The sequence below is a fragment of the Pectinatus frisingensis genome, assembly GCF_014076555.1.
GTDB lineage: Bacteria > Bacillota > Negativicutes > Selenomonadales > Selenomonadaceae > Pectinatus > Pectinatus frisingensis.
The window spans coordinates 235,001-252,639 of record NZ_CP045424.1 but is presented as its reverse complement, the minus strand read 5'-3'; the positions used below and the strand labels follow the sequence as shown (position 1 = coordinate 252,639).

Annotated in this window: 21 protein-coding genes (1 of these 21 cut by a window edge); 11 read left to right on the top strand and 10 right to left on the bottom strand. The window is 39.3% G+C overall.

The window, feature by feature from the left end:
- The 6 genes from F8M42_RS01185 to F8M42_RS01160 are packed head-to-tail and all read left to right on the top strand — an operon-like array spanning position 1 to position 5,146.
- Positions 1 to 759 carry a LamB/YcsF family protein gene (locus tag F8M42_RS01185; protein ID WP_182187600.1) on the top strand — a complete coding sequence of 253 codons (759 nt, stop codon included), beginning with the start codon at positions 1 to 3 and terminating at the stop codon, positions 757 to 759.
- A 25-nt stretch (positions 760 to 784) separates the two neighbouring features.
- On the top strand, positions 785 to 1,513 hold the full coding sequence (gene pxpB / locus F8M42_RS01180; protein WP_229711391.1) for a 5-oxoprolinase subunit PxpB: 729 nt from the start codon (positions 785 to 787) through the stop codon (positions 1,511 to 1,513).
- Positions 1,510 to 2,514 carry a 5-oxoprolinase subunit C family protein gene (locus tag F8M42_RS01175; RefSeq protein WP_182187599.1) on the top strand — a complete coding sequence of 335 codons (1,005 nt, stop codon included), beginning with the start codon at positions 1,510 to 1,512 and terminating at the stop codon, positions 2,512 to 2,514. Before pxpB ends, F8M42_RS01175 begins: the two co-directional genes overlap by 4 nt.
- Before the next feature lie 15 nt (positions 2,515 to 2,529).
- A complete protein-coding gene (accB, locus tag F8M42_RS01170; protein WP_229711390.1) occupies positions 2,530 to 2,961 on the top strand; it encodes an acetyl-CoA carboxylase biotin carboxyl carrier protein in 432 nt (143 codons plus the stop codon).
- A gap of 14 nt (positions 2,962 to 2,975) precedes the next feature.
- Entirely contained in the window at positions 2,976 to 4,337 is a 1,362-nt protein-coding gene (gene accC, locus F8M42_RS01165; protein ID WP_182187598.1) for an acetyl-CoA carboxylase biotin carboxylase subunit, read from the top strand.
- A 20-nt stretch (positions 4,338 to 4,357) separates the two neighbouring features.
- The gene (locus F8M42_RS01160; protein ID WP_182187597.1) at positions 4,358 to 5,146 is read left to right on the top strand and encodes a putative hydro-lyase; all 789 of its coding nucleotides are present in this window, start codon (positions 4,358 to 4,360) and stop codon (positions 5,144 to 5,146) included.
- Between the two features lie 229 nt (positions 5,147 to 5,375).
- Here the strand turns inward: F8M42_RS01160 and F8M42_RS01155 are convergent, their stop codons facing one another.
- The 8 genes from F8M42_RS01155 to F8M42_RS01120 all read right to left on the bottom strand — a co-directional run bounded on the left by F8M42_RS01155 (position 5,376) and on the right by F8M42_RS01120 (position 11,491).
- Positions 5,376 to 5,498, bottom strand: coding sequence for a hypothetical protein (locus F8M42_RS01155; protein WP_229711389.1), 123 nt, complete (start codon positions 5,496 to 5,498; stop codon positions 5,376 to 5,378).
- A 152-nt stretch (positions 5,499 to 5,650) separates the two neighbouring features.
- Positions 5,651 to 6,589 (bottom strand): NAD(P)-dependent oxidoreductase, encoded by a 939-nt coding sequence (locus F8M42_RS01150; protein ID WP_182187596.1) that lies wholly within the window; start codon positions 6,587 to 6,589, stop codon positions 5,651 to 5,653.
- 17 nt (positions 6,590 to 6,606) lie between these two features.
- Positions 6,607 to 6,843 (bottom strand): cupin domain-containing protein, encoded by a 237-nt coding sequence (locus F8M42_RS01145; RefSeq protein WP_182187595.1) that lies wholly within the window; start codon positions 6,841 to 6,843, stop codon positions 6,607 to 6,609.
- Positions 6,840 to 7,175, bottom strand: coding sequence for a hypothetical protein (locus F8M42_RS01140; RefSeq protein ID WP_196598282.1), 336 nt, complete (start codon positions 7,173 to 7,175; stop codon positions 6,840 to 6,842). Before F8M42_RS01140 ends, F8M42_RS01145 begins: the two co-directional genes overlap by 4 nt.
- Positions 7,176 to 7,629: 454 nt before the next feature.
- The gene (gene bioA, locus F8M42_RS01135) at positions 7,630 to 8,973 is read right to left on the bottom strand and encodes an adenosylmethionine--8-amino-7-oxononanoate transaminase (RefSeq protein WP_182187593.1); all 1,344 of its coding nucleotides are present in this window, start codon (positions 8,971 to 8,973) and stop codon (positions 7,630 to 7,632) included.
- Between the two features lie 34 nt (positions 8,974 to 9,007).
- Positions 9,008 to 9,685 (bottom strand): dethiobiotin synthase, encoded by a 678-nt coding sequence (gene bioD / locus F8M42_RS01130; RefSeq protein ID WP_182187592.1) that lies wholly within the window; start codon positions 9,683 to 9,685, stop codon positions 9,008 to 9,010.
- 23 nt (positions 9,686 to 9,708) lie between these two features.
- Positions 9,709 to 10,266, bottom strand: a complete 558-nt coding sequence (locus F8M42_RS01125; protein WP_229711388.1) for a biotin transporter BioY — start codon at positions 10,264 to 10,266, stop codon at positions 9,709 to 9,711.
- A 112-nt stretch (positions 10,267 to 10,378) separates the two neighbouring features.
- Positions 10,379 to 11,491 (bottom strand): aminopeptidase, encoded by a 1,113-nt coding sequence (locus tag F8M42_RS01120; RefSeq protein WP_182187590.1) that lies wholly within the window; start codon positions 11,489 to 11,491, stop codon positions 10,379 to 10,381.
- A 232-nt stretch (positions 11,492 to 11,723) separates the two neighbouring features.
- On the opposite strand from F8M42_RS01120, the gene murA reads away from it, so the two are divergent.
- Complete coding sequence (gene murA / locus F8M42_RS01115) at positions 11,724 to 12,989, top strand: UDP-N-acetylglucosamine 1-carboxyvinyltransferase (protein WP_182187589.1); 1,266 nt, start codon at positions 11,724 to 11,726, stop codon at positions 12,987 to 12,989.
- 120 nt (positions 12,990 to 13,109) lie between these two features.
- Entirely contained in the window at positions 13,110 to 14,183 is a 1,074-nt protein-coding gene (locus tag F8M42_RS01110; RefSeq protein WP_182187588.1) for an oxidoreductase, read from the top strand.
- Between the two features lie 69 nt (positions 14,184 to 14,252).
- Here the strand turns inward: F8M42_RS01110 and F8M42_RS01105 are convergent, their stop codons facing one another.
- Positions 14,253 to 15,353: a threonine synthase gene (locus F8M42_RS01105; protein WP_182187587.1), complete on the bottom strand. Its 1,101-nt coding sequence runs from the start codon at positions 15,351 to 15,353 to the stop codon at positions 14,253 to 14,255.
- Positions 15,354 to 15,550: 197 nt separating this feature from the next.
- On the opposite strand from F8M42_RS01105, the gene F8M42_RS01100 reads away from it, so the two are divergent.
- Positions 15,551 to 16,210 (top strand): RsiV family protein, encoded by a 660-nt coding sequence (locus F8M42_RS01100; protein WP_182187586.1) that lies wholly within the window; start codon positions 15,551 to 15,553, stop codon positions 16,208 to 16,210.
- Between the two features lie 103 nt (positions 16,211 to 16,313).
- On the opposite strand, the gene F8M42_RS01095 is transcribed toward F8M42_RS01100, so the two are convergent.
- Positions 16,314 to 16,649, bottom strand: coding sequence for a methyl-accepting chemotaxis protein (locus tag F8M42_RS01095; RefSeq protein ID WP_182187585.1), 336 nt, complete (start codon positions 16,647 to 16,649; stop codon positions 16,314 to 16,316).
- 48 nt (positions 16,650 to 16,697) lie between these two features.
- Between F8M42_RS01095 and F8M42_RS01090 the strand changes: the two genes are divergently transcribed.
- Together F8M42_RS01090 and F8M42_RS13570 are read left to right on the top strand one after the other, a co-directional pair.
- The gene (locus F8M42_RS01090) at positions 16,698 to 17,207 is read left to right on the top strand and encodes a hypothetical protein (protein ID WP_182187584.1); all 510 of its coding nucleotides are present in this window, start codon (positions 16,698 to 16,700) and stop codon (positions 17,205 to 17,207) included.
- A gap of 121 nt (positions 17,208 to 17,328) precedes the next feature.
- Positions 17,329 to 17,639: the 5' portion of a helix-turn-helix domain-containing protein gene (locus F8M42_RS13570; RefSeq protein ID WP_196595289.1), read on the top strand. 151 nt of this gene lie beyond the right edge of the window; the window shows 311 of its 462 coding nt (coding positions 1-311); it begins with the start codon at positions 17,329 to 17,331; the stop codon falls past the right edge of the window.

Below are 17,639 nucleotides of genomic sequence, written 5' to 3'. Positions count from 1 at the left end.
ATGCAAACCATAGACTTAAACAGTGACCTTGGTGAAAGTTACGGAGCTTATACACTTGGTAATGACTCCCAAGTGTTGAAATACGTTTCTTCAGCTAATATTGCCTGCGGCTTCCATGCCGGCGATCCACGGGTAATGCACAAAACAGTTGCCCTTGCTATAAAAAACAGTACCGCCATCGGTGCGCATCCCGGGTTAATGGATTTAAACGGTTTTGGCCGCCGCAAAATTGCAATATCCGCGCAAGAAGCATATGACATCACAGTATATCAAATAGGCGCTCTACAAGGATTTATAAAATCCACCGGAGGTCACATGCAGCACGTAAAACCACATGGGGCACTTTATAACATGGCTGCTAAAGATAAATCTTTAGCAGAGGCCATCGCTCAAGCCGTTTTTGCGGTAGACAATTCACTTATTTTATTTGGTCTTGCCGGCAGTGAGCTCATTACTGCCGGTGACAAAATCGGATTAAAAACAGCCAGTGAAGTATTCGCTGATAGGACCTATCTTGCAGATGGCAGCTTAATGCCGAGGAATCAACCCGGTGCGGTTTTATCAGATGAACAAAAAGCAATCCGGCAGGTTCTGCACATGGTTAAGGACGGAAAAGTCACTGCGGCCGACGGTCAAGAACTGAATGTAAAAGCTGACACGATCTGCATTCACGGTGACAGCGCCAAAGCATTGCTTTTTGCTGAAAAAATAAACAAAGCATTAAAAACCGCCGGTATAGCAATAAAAGCGTTTATTTAAGACATATTCACTAAGGAGAAAAATTTTGGATAAACTTGCCTATACTATAAAACCACTTGGTGAAACCGGACTTATTATTATTTTCGGCGATGAAATAAATCCGCAAATTCACAAAAATGTTAAAAACTTATCTGACTACATAGATAAGCATCCTTTTCCCGGTTTATGTGAATATACTATATCCTATACCAGTGTTGCCGTTTTTTATAATCCATTCACAGTAAAAAACCACTGTGTAACCTCTAAAGAAAAAACTGCTTTCACTATTGTAACCGGGCTCATTAAAAATTATATAGCTGCAGCTGTCAAGATGCCCCAGGCAAAGCCGCATACAGTGGAAATTCCTGTATGTTATGGTGATGAATATGGCCCGGATATTGAATTTGTTGCCAACTACAATAATTTAAGTTGTACAGATGTAATCAATATTCATTCCCAGAGTACTTATCTGGTTTATATGATCGGGTTTTGTCCTGGATTTCCTTATCTCGGTGGAATGGATGAGCGGATTGCCACACCGCGGCGCAAGGAACCTCGGCTGGTTATTCCTGCCGGCAGTATTGGTATTGCCGGTAAACAAACTGGTGGCTATCCAATAAGCACACCTGGTGGCTGGCAGCTTATTGGCCGCACTCCGCTTAATTTATTTGATCTGAAAGCATCCAGTCCCAGTCTGCTGCATTCCGGCGATTTAGTAAAATTCGTACCTATTTCACCAGAAGAATACCAACGGCTGAAGGAGGATAAAGTATGAGTCTGAAAATAATCCGACCCGGTTTATTGACCAGCATACAGGATGCCGGCCGTTACGGCTATCAAAAAATAGGCGTTTTAATATCCGGTGCCATGGATACCTACTCAATGCGTCTTGCCAATATGCTTGTCGGTAATGACGAAAATGAAGGGACACTGGAGATTACACTTTTAGGTCCGACTATAGAATTTACTGCCGACACTTTGATTGCTGTCACCGGCGGTAACTTTAACCCGATAATCGATGGCATGCCTGTCCCATATATGCGTCCCGTTGCCGTAAAGACAGGGGCTATAATGAAATTCGACAGCTGCCATACAGGCTGCCGCGCTTATTTAGCCGTAGCTGGTGGCTTTGATGTCAACCCGGTCATGGGCAGCAAGAGCACTTACCTAAGAGCCAATTTTGGTGGTTTTAAAGGCCGTTCCCTGCAAAAAAATGATTTACTCAATACTGGCACGCCGCACTCTTTCGGAAGGCAAATGCTATCATCTCTGCTTTCCCGCGGTGCACAGTCATTTGCTGAAGCCAAATGGTATATAGGAAAGACCCATCTCTCCGGCAAGATATTACGCAAACCTATACGTGTGACTGCCGGAATACATTATAAATATTTTGATCAACAATCAAAATACAATTTTTTTTCATCTGAATACACTGTCACCAACAACGCCGATCGTATGGGATATCGTTTAAAAGGTGACCTCCTGCGAACAGAAAATCCTCTGGAAATAATATCCGAAGCAGTGGGGCTTGGTACCATTCAGGTTCCGCCTCAGGGGCTGCCCATTATTCTAATGGCCGACCATCAATCGGTAGCCGGCTATCCGATCATTGCTCAGGCAATTGCTGTTGACGTTGCCCGCATAGCACAGATGAAACCCAATGATCACATCCATTTCAAGTTGATAAGCAACGAAGAGGGTGAGCAGTTGTTTATTGAGATGGAAAAGTTCATGGAAAATATAAAGATTGCCATAAATGCTAAATTACAAAATTAACAGGAGGAATCCATCTTGTTGGAATTATCGGAAATAAAAGATTTAATGCAGGCATTGGAGCATTCAACTTTAAATAGATTAAAATTAAAATACAGTGACGGAGAAATCGTCCTGGAAAAAAATTCCTGTGTCCCGATTGCAGCAGGACAGTCCTTTGACAAAGTCAAATCAATTTCTCCCGCTTTGATTGAACATACCCAAGAAAAAACAGAAGAAATAACGGCTCCAATGGTAGGCACTTTTTACAGTTCATCTGAACCGGATATTCCTTCTTTCGTGAAAATTGGCACAAAAGTTCACCCTAATACTATTGTTTGCATTTTAGAAGCAATGAAACTTTTTTCCGAAATTGAAGCACAGGTTGAAGGCGAAATAGTTGACATTCTTGTAAAAGACGGTGATTTTGTCGAATACGGGCAGCCGTTATTTAGAATAAAAACCTATTAAGGACAGGGATGCTTATGTTTAGAAAAATTCTTATTGCCAATCGTGGTGAAATTGCTGTCCGAATAATTAAAGCATGCCACGAAATGGGCATTCTGTCGGTGGCTGTATATTCAAAAGCCGATAAAGATTCACTACATGTTAAATTAGCTGACGAAGCTTACTGCATCGGTGCCTCACAAGCTAAAAAAAGCTATCTGGATATTTCAAGAATAATCACTATCGCTTTACACACCAAGGCAGACGCAATCCATCCCGGTTATGGTTTTCTGGCTGAAAATGCCGACTTTGCCAAAGCCTGTATAAACGCCAATATAAACTTTATTGGCCCATCAAGCAGTGCAATAGCCAGTATGGGCGATAAGGCTATTGCCAGACAAACTATGTCCAAAGCCGCCGTTCCTATTATTCCAGGAACAAAAAACCTTATTGTAAACAGTGCCGATGCTAAGAAAACCGCCGAAAGAATTGGATATCCGGTGCTTATAAAGGCAACTGCCGGTGGCGGCGGCAAGGGAATGCGTGTCGTCGACAGCAGTTCAGAACTCGAAAAAGCACTGCATCAGGCTGCGCAAGAAGCCGAACGATCTTTTGGTAATGCCGGTGTCTATCTGGAGAAATACCTCACACATTCTCGACATGTAGAAATACAAATAATGGCCGATAATTACGGTAATGTCGTTTATCTGGGAGAACGTGACTGTTCCGTACAGCGCCGCCACCAAAAACTGCTTGAAGAGGCCCCGTCTCCTATAATAACTGATGTTCTGCGGAAAAAAATGGGAACTGCAGCTGTTTGCGCTGCTAAAGCCGTTAATTACAGTGGTGCCGGAACCATTGAATTTATAGTTGATGAACAAAAAAATTTTTATTTTATGGAAATGAACACCCGTATCCAGGTAGAACATCCAGTCACTGAGATGATAACCGGAACTGATCTTATCAAGGCACAAATTATCGTTGCTGCCGGAGAAGTTCTTCCCTGGACACAAGATGATATTCATATTAATGGCTGGGCCATAGAATGCCGCATTAATGCTGAAGATCCTTATAACAATTTTATGCCCTGTCCAGGCATACTGACCGCCTATAGTCCTCCCGCCGGCAGTGGTATCCGCATTGACAGTGCTATGTATACCGGCAATATCATAACACCATTTTATGATTCAATGATCGCCAAGGTAATTGTCTGGGCCCCCACGCGTGACAAAGCCATAGAAAAAATGGCCTATGCGTTAAATAATTTTACAATAACCGGCGTCAAAACTACCATAGATATGCATCGCCGGCTACTAGCCAATAAAATATTTCTCGCAGGAAGAATCGATACTAATTATCTGGAAGATCATTTAGAAGAAATCTTGAATAAACCCTTGTAATTTTCCATAGGAGAATAAACATGAATTATGCAGATTTTACACCTAAACAAGTACGTCAGTTGGTTCATGATGGGAAAATATCTGTGCCGACCAGCGGCATGTGCAATGGCTATGCCCAGGCAAATATGGCAATATTGCCGAAAGAACTTGCTTTTGATTTTTTGCTATTTTGCCAGCGCAATAAAAAACCTTGTCCACTGCTTGATGTCACTGAAGCAGGCAGTCCCATACCGCGCCTTACGGCACCGACAGCTGATCTTCGCTATGACATTCCGCGTTATCGCATCTATCGTCATGGGGAATTAACCGATGAGGTTGATAATATTGCTCCATATTGGTCCAATGACTTGGTTGCCTTTCTCTTAGGCTGCAGTTTTTCCTTTGAAAGTCCGCTGCTTGAAGCTGGTCTGGAAATACGCCACATTACCGATAATCACAATGTGCCAATGTATTTAACTAATATTGAATGTATCCCTGCCGGAGTTTTCCATGGGCCAATGGTCGTATCTATGCGTCCAATGAAACCAGCCGACGCTATCCGTGCTATTCAAATAACAACACGAATGCCCTTTGTGCATGGCGCTCCCATTCATCTCGGCAATCCTGAAATGATTGGTATTAAAGATATTGATAAGCCTGATTTCGGCGAACCTTCCAAGATATACGATGGGGAAATTCCTGTATTTTGGGCTTGCGGTGTAACACCGCAGTCTATAGCAATGACTGTAAAACCAGCCTTTATGATAACTCACGCACCCGGTTATATGTTTATTACCGATATTCCCAATGCCCAGTTAGCTATAATGTAAATAATCACATCATTTTAGACTGTCGCATTTCGAAGATGCGGCAGTCACTTTTTTCTGATTATTGTAATTACTTTTAAAAGGTTATATTATTAGTATTATTTTTATAATAGCAAAAAAGTGTGTAAATTCGTTACTAATGACGAGTTACACACTTTTTGCATTATCAATATACAGGAATAATAACTGGAAAATACAGCTGTTATCTTTAGCTGATTTATAATGGATAAAATCATAATCCTTTTAGATTTGCCAATGCACATAAAGTATTTTTCAATACATTCGTACCTTTATCAATAGCTGCAAAATCTGTCCATTCTTCTGGACTATGACTTATGCCCGCTCTGCCCGGCACAAAAATCATACCTGATGATGCGAATTTTTGTGAAAAGTATCCATCGTCCCAAATTCCGGTGTGGGATTAAATCGATTTATTTTTCTAAGCCATTTTTCTATATTTTCAGCCTTTGCATAAACATTTCTTTTCCCTCATGGTCCATTTAAATCTTACATCACATTTTGCGGCATGCCATCGAGCCATTTGGCAACATTCATGAAAGCAATTATGGCTCTTTTTTCCAATGCTTCCTTGGTATCAAAGCCAATATGCGGCGTCAAAATAATATTAGGCGCCGTAAGCAACGGATTTTCCTTTGAAACAGGCGGTTCAACATCGAATACATCTACGCCGGCACCGGCAATACTGCCGCTTTGCAGTGCCGCAGCCAAGGCCTGCGTTTCCACTACCGGTCCTCTTGCTGTATTTATTAAAATAGCATTTTTTTTCATTAATTTTATCTTATCACTATTAATCAATCCCTTAGTACTATCATTCAAAGGAACATGTAGAGAAATAATATCACAGGTCTTCAAAATTGTATCCATGTCTGTAAAAGTATACCCACTATTTTCAGGTTTATTACGCTTATAGCAGTAGACTTCACAACCAAACGCCTTGGCCAAAGCGGCTGTTTTCAATCCTATGGCACCAGCACCAATCACCCCGAACTTTTTCCCGCAAAGCTCCATTCCCAGCAGACCGGCACTCGTCTTTCCCGTATGTACAGCGCTGCTGCATTCGGACAGTTTTCTATATAGTCCAATACACATTCCCATGACCAATTCACTCACGGCCTCATTTGCATATCCTGAACAATTAGATACCACAATACCCTTTTTGCGGCAATAACCCATCCCCACATGATCGACACCAGTGAATGCCACTGAAAGCATTTTAATATCCGGGCACTGCATAAGGATATTATCTTTATATGGTTTATTGGCAATCATCACTGCCTGTGCCCCCTGGGAACGTTTTATTTTTTCTTCATCATCAGCCGGTGTATTATAATAATTCACTTCCACCCGATTTTTCAATATTTTTTCTGTTAATTCATGACATTTGGCCTCGTTAATGCCTATAGGTTCCACAATCGCCAGTTTCATAAAACTACCTCCTAAATTTATGTATCTTTGTTACAATCACTGAAATAAATATATGCAAACGGCTCCCGTCCTACCCCATATGGACACTGCGGTACATATGGGTCAAAGCACATAAAATCATCTTTTTTATTGGCAGCCATTGCTGTTCCATGAGATATAGCCCTTCGCCCGACAAAATATACGCGCTCTTGTACATGTGTTTCAGCAAATGCGTGACTGCCACCTAGATTAAACGATAAAATATGCATATTCACATCAAATTCCCAATCTCTGTTGGCAGTAAATCTCTAATGAACACATTCGCCATATCATCATAAATATTATACTTCATGTCATTGGCGTTGCCAATTACCACATAACTCTGGTAACCTGCCAATGGCACATACCGTTGCTTATAAAAAATAAATTTGGCTTTTCCTTCTACCATACTGCGAATATCCAATTCAAACACAATACGACCAGATATCGTATTTACTTTATTGGGAGCTATTTTACAATATCCCGCGGCCGGCACCGCATCTATCCTGCCTATACAAAGATCAGGTACAGCAGCAATCATTACTTGCTCCCAGCAAAAAAGCATCATACCACATATCCATCAGCGTTGTCCCGGTATGATCAGCACGACCTCCAACAATTATCTCATATCACTGCATTCTGATTATAGCGATATTGCAGAAAAAAGCATTTGCAATTTTTATGTTTTAATTGTAAAAAATCATAAATCTGCACAACATATTTACTCCAGCTGTAACCCTCCAAAGAAAAAACCATATGACTATTAAAAGATACCATTAAACAAATTTTACCACCGGATATCAGTACACAATTTCCCTTTATATCCAATTTTACACATTCACTGGTCAGACTAAAAAAGCGCAAACTATAACACGTTTGCGCCTTTGCAATAAACAGAATCAACTTATGCTGTTATTATATACAAGGTTTTCTCATTATACAATATTCACTATGCTCATTTTCTATAATTTCTATTATGCACTTTACTACTATCTAATTGAATAGTACTATTTTGTGGCATTTTATGACAGCACTGCCTCCATTGCTGCTGCACATTTTTCTACTGCTTTATCAAGTGTACCCTGATCGATATTAAGCGGTGGATTGAAATACAGTATATCCCCCAGCGGCCTTAGCAAAAGTCCATTTTTTAAGGCTGTTTTATATATCTGATAACCTATGCGCAGCTGCGGTGCAAAAGGTTTTTTATCGACCTTATCAGCAACAATTTCTATTGCGTTAATCAATCCGATATGGCGTATTTCCCCAACATTTTTATGTTCTGCTATTCTTTCACGAATTTTATTGTTAAGATATTTGGCCATTGGCTGCGCCTTTTCCAATATCTTGTCTTCGCGCAATATTTTCTGCACCGCAAGTGCCGCACTGCAGCCAAGTGGATTGCCGCTATATGTGTGACTATGCATAAAGGCCTTTCCTTCACTATAATCGGCATAAAAAGCATCATATATTTTCTTGGTGGTGATACTTATCGACATAGGCATGTAACCGCCAGTCAGCCCCTTGGAAACACACATTAAGTCTGGTGATATCTGTGCATAGTCACAGGCAAACATCTTACCGGTACGGCCAAATCCTGTAGCTATCTCATCAACTATGAGCAGTACACCTGCACTGTCACAAAGTTTGCGCAATTTTTTTAAATACAGCGGCGGATAAATACGCATTCCTGCACTGCCCTGTAATAACGGCTCGACAATTATTGCTGCTGTCACCTTACTATAATGAGTAAAATTCTTCTCAGCATATTCAAAACATTCACATTGACAATCATCCCGCTGCAATCCATATGGACAACGATAACAATCCGGTGCCTGTATATGAATGGTATCCATCAGCATCGGCTTGTAAATTTTAGCATAAAGATCCATACTGCCAACTGATAAAGCCCCTATTGTTTCACCGTGATACCCTCCGGATAAACACATGAATCTGGTCCGTTTAGTCTGTCCGATCTGTGCCTGATATTGAAATGCCATTTTTAGTGCGCACTCTACGGCAGATGAACCGTTATCCATAAAATTGAATTTACTTAAACCCGGTGGCAAAACCTTTACCAACTCTTGACAAAGTTTGATTGCTGGTTCATGTGATAAATTAGCAAAAATAACATGTTCCAGTTTATCGAGCTGCTCTTTTACGGCAGCATTTATGACCGGGTTACAATGTCCCAGCAAATTACACCACCATGAACTTATAATATCTATATATTCGTTTCCGTCAACATCATAAAGATAACTGCCTTTACCATGATCAATAACTATTGGCGGTAAAGTTTCATAGTCTTTCATCTGGGAACATGGATGCCAAATATATTTTAAGTCTTCTTCCACAAGTTTATTCATATTAATGAACCCGACCCTCTCCTGATATCTTATCTCAATTATAAAATGACGCTAATTTTTTCGGGGCAATTGATAATTCTTTATCACCGTGTTTTATTAATGCCAGTACCTCCAGCCCGGTTATAGCTTCAATCATTTTTATATTGTCGTTTTGCATAATACCTCCGGTATAATTATTCAAAATAATTCCTTTAACTGGCAGCGAATGATTCTTCATATATGCAGCCGTCAATACCACTGCGTTTATCGTTCCAAGTCCGGCATCAGCAACAATTATTGACGGTAAATTAAACCGCTTTATAATATCTTTTAAAAATATTTTTGTCGAACTGTCGTAGCGAATCGGGCAGATTATTCCACCGCTTCCCTCCATCGTCAAATAATCAAATTCTTGTGCATTTTTATTAAAGCCATTTTCTACTACGGACATTTCCACCGGATTATTTTCTATCCTGGCTGCTAAATGCGGGGACACCGCTTCTTTATAAAGATACGGCACAAGACTTTCATTGTTTTGACCAATATCGGCAAATTTATTCACATAACCGGCATCGCTTTCCTTGATACTGTCTGCCCCACTGATTGCTGCCTTGTAATAACCGCAGTTCAATCCGGCCATGCGCATCTTTTTTACGATAAGTCCTGTTACATACGTTTTGCCCACATCAGTCCCTGTAGCTGTAATAAACAGCCCTTTTGCCCTTCCATTCATAACAATACCCTCTTAATATATATTCATCTAATCATTGGCAGTATTTTTTTACCAATTGCCGCCGCCAATATACATAATGCAGCATCTCCCGGAGCCGCCAATATAAAACCATATAAAAATACCATCCATACCGAAACGACCTTACCCAGATAAAAATTACTGATAAAATAACAATATAGCAACCCCAAAGCATAAACTATAGCCATTCCTGCAAAATCAGCCGCCAACAATCGTTTAAAGGACGGCCTTGCACCTGCTGTATTGGCAATTTGTCCAGTTACCCAACTGGCAATAATAAATCCTATAAGATAACCAAATGTAGGTTGAAAAATATAAGCGGGTCCCCCGCCTTCAGTAAAAACCGGTAACCCAATCAACCCCAACAATACATAAATGGCAACACTTAGGGAACCCAGTCTGCCACCAAGTAAAATACCGGCCAACATCGTGAATAAAAACTGCAGAGTAAACGGTACAACGGGGACAGGTATTCTTATAAAGGCACCAATAGCAGTAAGTGCCGTAAATAAGCCACATAATACAAGTTCCCGGGCAGTCATTTTTTTTACCAGACTTTGCAAATATATCATCCTTCCTTTATTGTTTCATCTTTGACTATTAAAACATAAAAAGCGGTTATCGTCAACTTAATTAATAATCAAGTTGACGATAACCGCTTTTATACATTTTTTATTATTTTAAATTTTCCGGGTTGAGACACTGCAAGTCCTTAGTAACAAATAATCCATCTTCTCTTATCAATTCATCATCCATATATATTTTCCCACCACCGTATGCCTTGGTTTGATTTAATACAAGATCCCAATGCACCGACGAGCGATTAGTATTGTCGGCGTCATCATAGGCACATCCTGGTGTAAAATGAATACTACCGCTTATCTTTTCATCAAATAATGTGTCTTTCATGGGAAATGTTATATACGGATTCAACCCAAAAGAAAACTCACCGATATAACGTGACCCATCATCCGTATCCAAAATTTTATTTAACTCTTCTGTCTTGTTAGCTGAGGCCGTTATTATCTTTCCGTCTTTAAAAGTAAAAGATATATTTTCGAAAGTAACTCCCTGATATACTGCCGGTGTATTATAAGTTATTATCCCATTCACTGAAGTTTTCACCGGAGCGGTGTACAATTCCCCATCCGGAATATTACAAGCACCTGAGCATTTCACTGCCGGTATATCTTTTATTGAAAAAATTATATCAGTGCCCGGTCCCTTAATATGAATTTCATCAGCATGTTCCATGCGCTCTTTTAAGGGTGTCATTGCTTTATCCATCTTACCATAATCCAGATTACAGACAGCAAAGTAATAATCGGTAAATTTATCTGTGCTCATATTAGCAAGCTGCGCCATTGCTCCGTTAGGGTAACGCAGCACACACCACTTTGTATCCGGTACCCGTATATCACTATGTACTGGCTTCATCCAATACATCTGGTACAATTTCATCTTATCCTGAGGTATATCTCCCAATTCACTCACATTGTCACTGCCACGTATTGCAATATAAGCATCCATACCTTTCATACGCATAGATTCATATTCCGCAATAAATTTCATCTGTTCCTTTGCTGCTCCCAGTAATAATTGACGTTGCAGCTGCTGTACCTTGTACGTTAAAAAAGGAATTGCACCAGCCTTATAAACTTCTTTTAATAAAGCCTTTCCCAATTCTATGCCATCATCCGTGATTTCAATAAGTATTTTTTCGTTTTTTTGCAGATGTGTGGAATAATTGATTAAATTATGTGCTAATATTTCTATACGTTTATCCATTTATTTACCTCCAAATATTTCACTACTGAAAGTGTAATCCTTTATATTGCTTTTTTCAATATGTCTTCTATGCAAAATAACAATATATATCATTTTTTATGGTCGATTTTAAATGCATAAAACCTTTTTTATTACTTTTTCTGCAATATATTTACTAATAATATTACGCTTGCCAGATGTATCTTTAAATGTTACACTATATGGGATATAAGCATTTTTCGGGGGATGTAAATTGGAAAAACTCGTCATAAACGGCGGTGTAAAACTTAACGGTCACGTTAAAATAAGCGGTGCAAAAAATGCCGTTTTACCTATAATAGCCGCTACATTATTAGGTCAAGATCAAGCTTGTGTATTGGAAGAAGTTCCTTGTTTAGATGATGTCGAAACAATTTCCGAAGTTTTAAGTGAACTTGGCGTCAAGGTAAATTTTGAAAAAGAAAAAAATATACTGTCCGTTGACAGTACAAATATAGCATCATGTGAAGCACCATATGAATTGATTCGTAAAATGCGAGCCTCTTTTCTCATCATGGGGCCTTTGCTGTCTCGTTGCGGCCATTCAAAGATTTCCTTGCCCGGCGGCTGTGCCATCGGTACACGGCCTATAGATCTGCATCTTAAAGGTTTTGAGGCACTTGGCGCACAAATAGAAATAGGTCACGGTTTTATCAACGCAACTGTTCCTGATAAACTGAGAGGTGCTAAAATTTATTTGGATTTTCCCAGTGTAGGTGCCACAGAAAATATTATGATGGCAGCTTGCATGGCTGAAGGAAAAACTCTCTTGGAAAATCCTGCCCAAGAACCGGAAATAATTGACTTGGCTAATTTTCTCAACATGATGGGGGCCAATATCCGTGGTGCCGGAACTAATGTCATAAAAATAGAGGGTGTAAAAAAATTAACCGGCCGCAACTATACTATTATCCCTGATCGTATTGAAGCCGGTACTTATATGGTCGCTGCTGCGATGACCAGAGGAGACATCTATATTGAAAATGCCATTAGCGAACATCTAAAACCAGTTATTGCCAAATTGACTGAAGCCGGTGCCGAAATAATTGAAGATGTAAAGGGCATTCGTGTCAAAAATAACAAAAGGCTCAAGGCTGTGGATATAAAAACGATGCCATATCCTGGCTTTCCTACCGATATGCAGGCTCAATTCATGGCCATGCTCACTGTTGCTGAGGGAACGGGACTCGTCACCGAAACAGTCTTTGAGAACAGATTTATGCACGTTGATGAGTTAAAACGTATGGGTGCCAACATAAAAATTGAAGGACGCACATCCGTAATTGAAGGCGTAGATCATCTTCTAGGCTGTCAGGTTAAGGCTACCGATTTAAGAGCTGGTGCCGCTATGGTTTTAGCCGGACTTATCGCCGAAGGTGAAACACAAATCGGGTACATTCACCATATTGACCGGGGGTATGATAATCTTGTCGGCAAGCTTTGCCAACTTGGTGCTAATATCCGCCGTATAAACAGCTGAACTAATAATAACATCCAAAAATTATCCGCTGCCAAAATTTTTATGGCAGCGGATAATCTTAATTAGGTACTTAATTCTATTCTACAAACAACAAAAATATTTTATAAAGGAGCCGTTGTAATGATTTCCCTTGACACTCCTGTCCAGTTATCTCATTTAAGATTAAAGAATTGCTTCATCCGTTCTGCCGTCCACAGTTTTCTTGGATCAACCGACGGATTCATGACTGATGCCGAATACCAAATGTACAATACATTAAGTCAAAATAATATTGCTCTCATAATAAGTGGGCATTGCTGCGTTCTTGCCGGTGGATTAGCAAATGAAGAACAAATCCGTATTGACGATGATAAATATATTGCTCAATTCCACCGCGCAGCTAAACTCATCCATCAACATAACAGTCTGTTTATGCCGCAAATAAGCCACGCCGGTCCACGAGCCATTGATACCGACAATCTTTTCGATGTCTCTGCCCGTGAATTAAAGAAAAACCATCATGCTGCTCAATTGTCCTGCGAACAAATTACAGTGATAAAAAAAGCTTTTATAACTGCTGCTTATCGTCTTAAGCAAGCCGGTGTCGATGGTATTCAGCTACACGCTGCCCACAGCTATTTATTATCACGTTTTATTGACAAAACATTTAACAATCGCCAAGATAAATACGGCGGTGATATTAAAAACCGCTTTCGTCTTTGCTCTGAAATCATTTCAGGCATAAAAGAAAAATGCGGCGATGATTTTCCTATCGCCATAAAAATAAACAGCGATTCCCAAACCGATGATGAAACATATGCTGCAGACATGGATTATGTAATTGACAAATGCCAGCAGTTAGGCATTGAATTCATCGAATGGAGCGGAGTTGATTTTATCAATCAGCCTCGCAGTGATTCACTTTATTATTTCAAACGAATTAATACTTTTGCACAAAATCACTCTATTCCAATGAGTATTGTTGGGGGAGTAAAAAGTGTCAATGATATAAATACCATTTTGGCAAGTAAAATAAAATTAATTTCTTTAGCCCGCACACTGATTTGCGAGCCAGATATACTAACCAAATTTGCATCCGGTCAGACACAAAAATCAAGCTGTCTTTCTTGCAATCGCTGTTTTGCCATTCCACATATCCATCCGGGAATACGCTGCATATTGCATTGGAAAAAAATGCGCCAACAACATAAATAATGCAAAAAAGCCATTCATTGCCGGCAAAGCTTTGAATGGCTTTTTTTAAAAAACTTGACATTATTATATTTACCATGGTTCGGACTTTAATCCAGCCCCGCACATCGGAATCAGACATTCCTTCATCCTGCCGTATTGTTTACAATACAGCTTATATGCCGCATAGCTTGCCGCCGTAGTATGCTCGCAGAAAATTCCCCTGGCTGCCAGCCTGCCGCGTGTGGGCAAAATCATTTCTTCAGGAACAGCTATGGTTCTAACATCATATTTATAAATATACTCCAATATTTCTTTGCCTCGCATCGGCACACCTACGGCTATTCCTTCAGCTAAAGTAGGTTTTACTTCAACTTTGCTGGGAATCTTAGCATGTTTTTCAACAGCTTTTACAAAAGGTGCACATTGTGCACTCTGTGCTATAATGATCTGTGGCATTTTATCAATTATCCCAGCTGCTAATAATTCTTCCAACCCTTTTATAACACCAAGGAATAATGTGCCGTTTCCAACCGGAATAATGATATTTTCCGGAATTCTTCCAATCTGTTCATAGACTTCATAAACATAAGTTTTTGTACCTTCGTAAAAAAGCGGATTATATACATGATTTGCATAATATACGCCTTCTTTTTTCACTTTTGCCCTACAAACATCAGCACAATTATCACGTGATCCCTGCACTACGTTACAAACCGCCCCATGGGCTCTGATCATACCAATTTTCTTTGGTGAAGTGCTTTGCGGCACAAATATTTCACATTTTATTCCAGCCCGCCCGGCATAGGCAGCCACACTATCACCGGCGTTACCGCTGGAATCCTGTACCACGTTCTTTACTCCGATACTATGGCAATGTGACATCAGCATTGCCGCTCCACGATCTTTGAATGACAACGTTGGCATGTAATATTCCATTTTAAATAAAATCCCATCATCAAAATCAATGATCGGCGTCATCCCTTCTCCCAAAGAAATATTACGCCACGAATCATCATCTACCGGCATAAATCTCCGATACCGAAAGATGCTCCACGTGCCCTTATCAACTTCGTCTAAATCAAATCTGGGTGGTTCAAAATCCAGTTTCCATAGGCCGCCGCACTTATCACATCTGGGTTTATAAGTATCTGCGCTTTCCCTATTCCCGCACTCAGAACAAACAAAATCCATAACAAACTCCTCCATTTGATAACCACTGATCGTGCATTTATTATAGCATAAAACATCCGGCAAAAATTCAATAATACTCAAGTGTAATACAATCTATGATTTTCTATCATAACTAATAATTCAAAAAATTACATCATTGACTAATATAATGCACTGATATTATCTTTATTATAACAAATTAAAGGAGGTTTGGAACAATGACGCACCGAAAAATCAAACTGATATTTACTCTGCTTACCATGACAATGCTTTTTTGCATTCATCTGTCACCGACTGAAAGTGCGCCCTCATCAACTAATGAAATTACCAACAAGATTTTTTACCTTAATGGTGAAAAATCCGAATATCCCATAATCAATGTAAATAATGATGGTGTAAACTTTATCATTAACCGTGACATCCAAAGTTATATTGCTGACATGCGTGCAGCCATAGATAGCATGCCAAAAACAACAGCCAGTTTTCATTACAAGATTTATTACAATGATTCTTCTGTACTGTCCGTCGGATTTAGAGAATACCGCTATTATTATCACGCTGCACATGGTAATTACTTTGTTCATAACATTGTCTATGACAAAAAAACCGGCAAAAAAATCCCTTCATCAGATTATATTAATTTAACTGTTACCGACCTTCAAAAAGCAATCAATAATGGATCTGCATCAATTTGGGACGGTGATGGACAGGCTGAACTCACACCTGAACAAATAACTTCCCCAACATATGTTTCCCAGAATTATTACCTTGAAAAAAAATCGGGTAAATTATTTATAGGTTTTATATATCCGCCATATGATCTTGCTCCCTGGTCAACGGGTATAATTCATATTGTTTTGCCTATTTCCAAAGGTTGATAACACGACAAAAAACCGCTGCTTATTCTAATTACATCCAAAAGTCAGATTTTTGAATGTATATTTTAAGCAGCAGTTTTTATATAAAATTATTTGGCCCAGATCACAATTTAAACTGGCGCACTGCCTCCTGTAATTCCTGTGCCATTTTATTTAATTTTTCGCTGGAAGAATTAATCTCTTCCATTGAAGCCGCCTGTTCCTCGGTGGCTGCAGAAACAGTCTGCGTTTCATCAGTAGATTTTTTCATCAAACTATCTATTTGGGACATTGATGCCGCAACATTCTGTCCATCATCAGCCAAGCCTTTTATAACAGAAGAAACATTTGCAACTTCACCTGAAAGATCAGTAACCATTTTCATTATCGCACCGAAATTAGTCCCTGCCTGCTTTATTGCCCCCATACCATTTTGTACCTCATCTGTACCCACCTTCATATTAACGAAAAATGCTCAGAAGAGTATATTACGTTATTGAGTGCAGCGGTGAATGTAATAAAAAGATCATCTGTTCAACAAAATAAATTACAGAAAGAATCGGAATTAAAAGAATCCGAAATAGGAAAATTACAATCCAAACTTGATTCAACAGAATCTGATTTAAATGAAGAAGGAGTCAAGCTAGATCAAAGTCACACTAAAATTAAAGAATTGAAATGTAAACTAACAGACGTTGATCAAGTGAGGTCCACTATACAAAATGATGAAAAAATGGTTATGGCACTAAAATCCAAGATACTGTTAGAAGAAGGAACTATAAATGATCTTAGAAATGAAGTAGCTGAAATAAAGAATACTAACCAACATCTTGAGACGCAGATTAGGTCAGAGCAGGAAAAGCAGCGAATTGCCAAGGAATTAGAGCGGAAGGCTGCACAAAAACCAAAATGCCCTCGGAATCTTGAAGAGTTTAAAGAATACTTGGAATATAATCTTGAAAATATCTTTTCTAACAAAAATATAGAAATAAATACATCCTATTATCTGATTTTATGAACAATTGTCATTTTATATTGACAAACCCACCCCCATACACTAGTATATTGTAACATCTAAAAATTGCATATAAACGTTTGTAGTGGTATGCTATACCTATAATAAGAAAGGTGGGTATACCATGCCATCAGTCAAATACTCAATTGAACTTAGCGATTCAGATAGAAATATGCTGCATGATTTGGTTACCAAAGGTAATACAACAGCAAAAGCTATATTGAGAGCTAATATTCTACTTGCTTCAGATAAGAATAACAAACGACACATGACTGTAGCAGAAATAGCTGTTGCATTCAGCACATCGGCAACCACCGTACAAAAAGTAAGAACTTCATATGCCAATAACGGATTAACCGCTACAATTCAACGAAAAAAGCGTATAACTCCTCCGGTCGCTCCAAAAGTTACTGGTGATGTTGAGGCTCATATTGT

Coding starts and splice junctions, on each gene's coding strand:
- F8M42_RS01110 (WP_182187588.1), top strand. CDS start 13,110: ATGATTTCCCTTGACACTCCTGTCCAGTTATCTCATTTAAGATTAAAG.
- bioA (WP_182187593.1), bottom strand. CDS start 8,973: ATGAATAAACTTGTGGAAGAAGACTTAAAATATATTTGGCATCCATGT.
- bioD (WP_182187592.1), bottom strand. CDS start 9,685: ATGAATGGAAGGGCAAAAGGGCTGTTTATTACAGCTACAGGGACTGAT.
- F8M42_RS01120 (WP_182187590.1), bottom strand. CDS start 11,491: ATGGATAAACGTATAGAAATATTAGCACATAATTTAATCAATTATTCC.
- F8M42_RS01100 (WP_182187586.1), top strand. CDS start 15,551: ATGACGCACCGAAAAATCAAACTGATATTTACTCTGCTTACCATGACA.
- F8M42_RS01140 (WP_196598282.1), bottom strand. CDS start 7,175: ATGATGCTTTTTTGCTGGGAGCAAGTAATGATTGCTGCTGTACCTGAT.
- accC (WP_182187598.1), top strand. CDS start 2,976: ATGTTTAGAAAAATTCTTATTGCCAATCGTGGTGAAATTGCTGTCCGA.
- F8M42_RS01160 (WP_182187597.1), top strand. CDS start 4,358: ATGAATTATGCAGATTTTACACCTAAACAAGTACGTCAGTTGGTTCAT.
- F8M42_RS01095 (WP_182187585.1), bottom strand. CDS start 16,649: ATGAAGGTGGGTACAGATGAGGTACAAAATGGTATGGGGGCAATAAAG.
- F8M42_RS01150 (WP_182187596.1), bottom strand. CDS start 6,589: ATGAAACTGGCGATTGTGGAACCTATAGGCATTAACGAGGCCAAATGT.
- F8M42_RS01105 (WP_182187587.1), bottom strand. CDS start 15,353: ATGGATTTTGTTTGTTCTGAGTGCGGGAATAGGGAAAGCGCAGATACT.
- F8M42_RS01185 (WP_182187600.1), top strand. CDS start 1: ATGCAAACCATAGACTTAAACAGTGACCTTGGTGAAAGTTACGGAGCT.
- F8M42_RS01175 (WP_182187599.1), top strand. CDS start 1,510: ATGAGTCTGAAAATAATCCGACCCGGTTTATTGACCAGCATACAGGAT.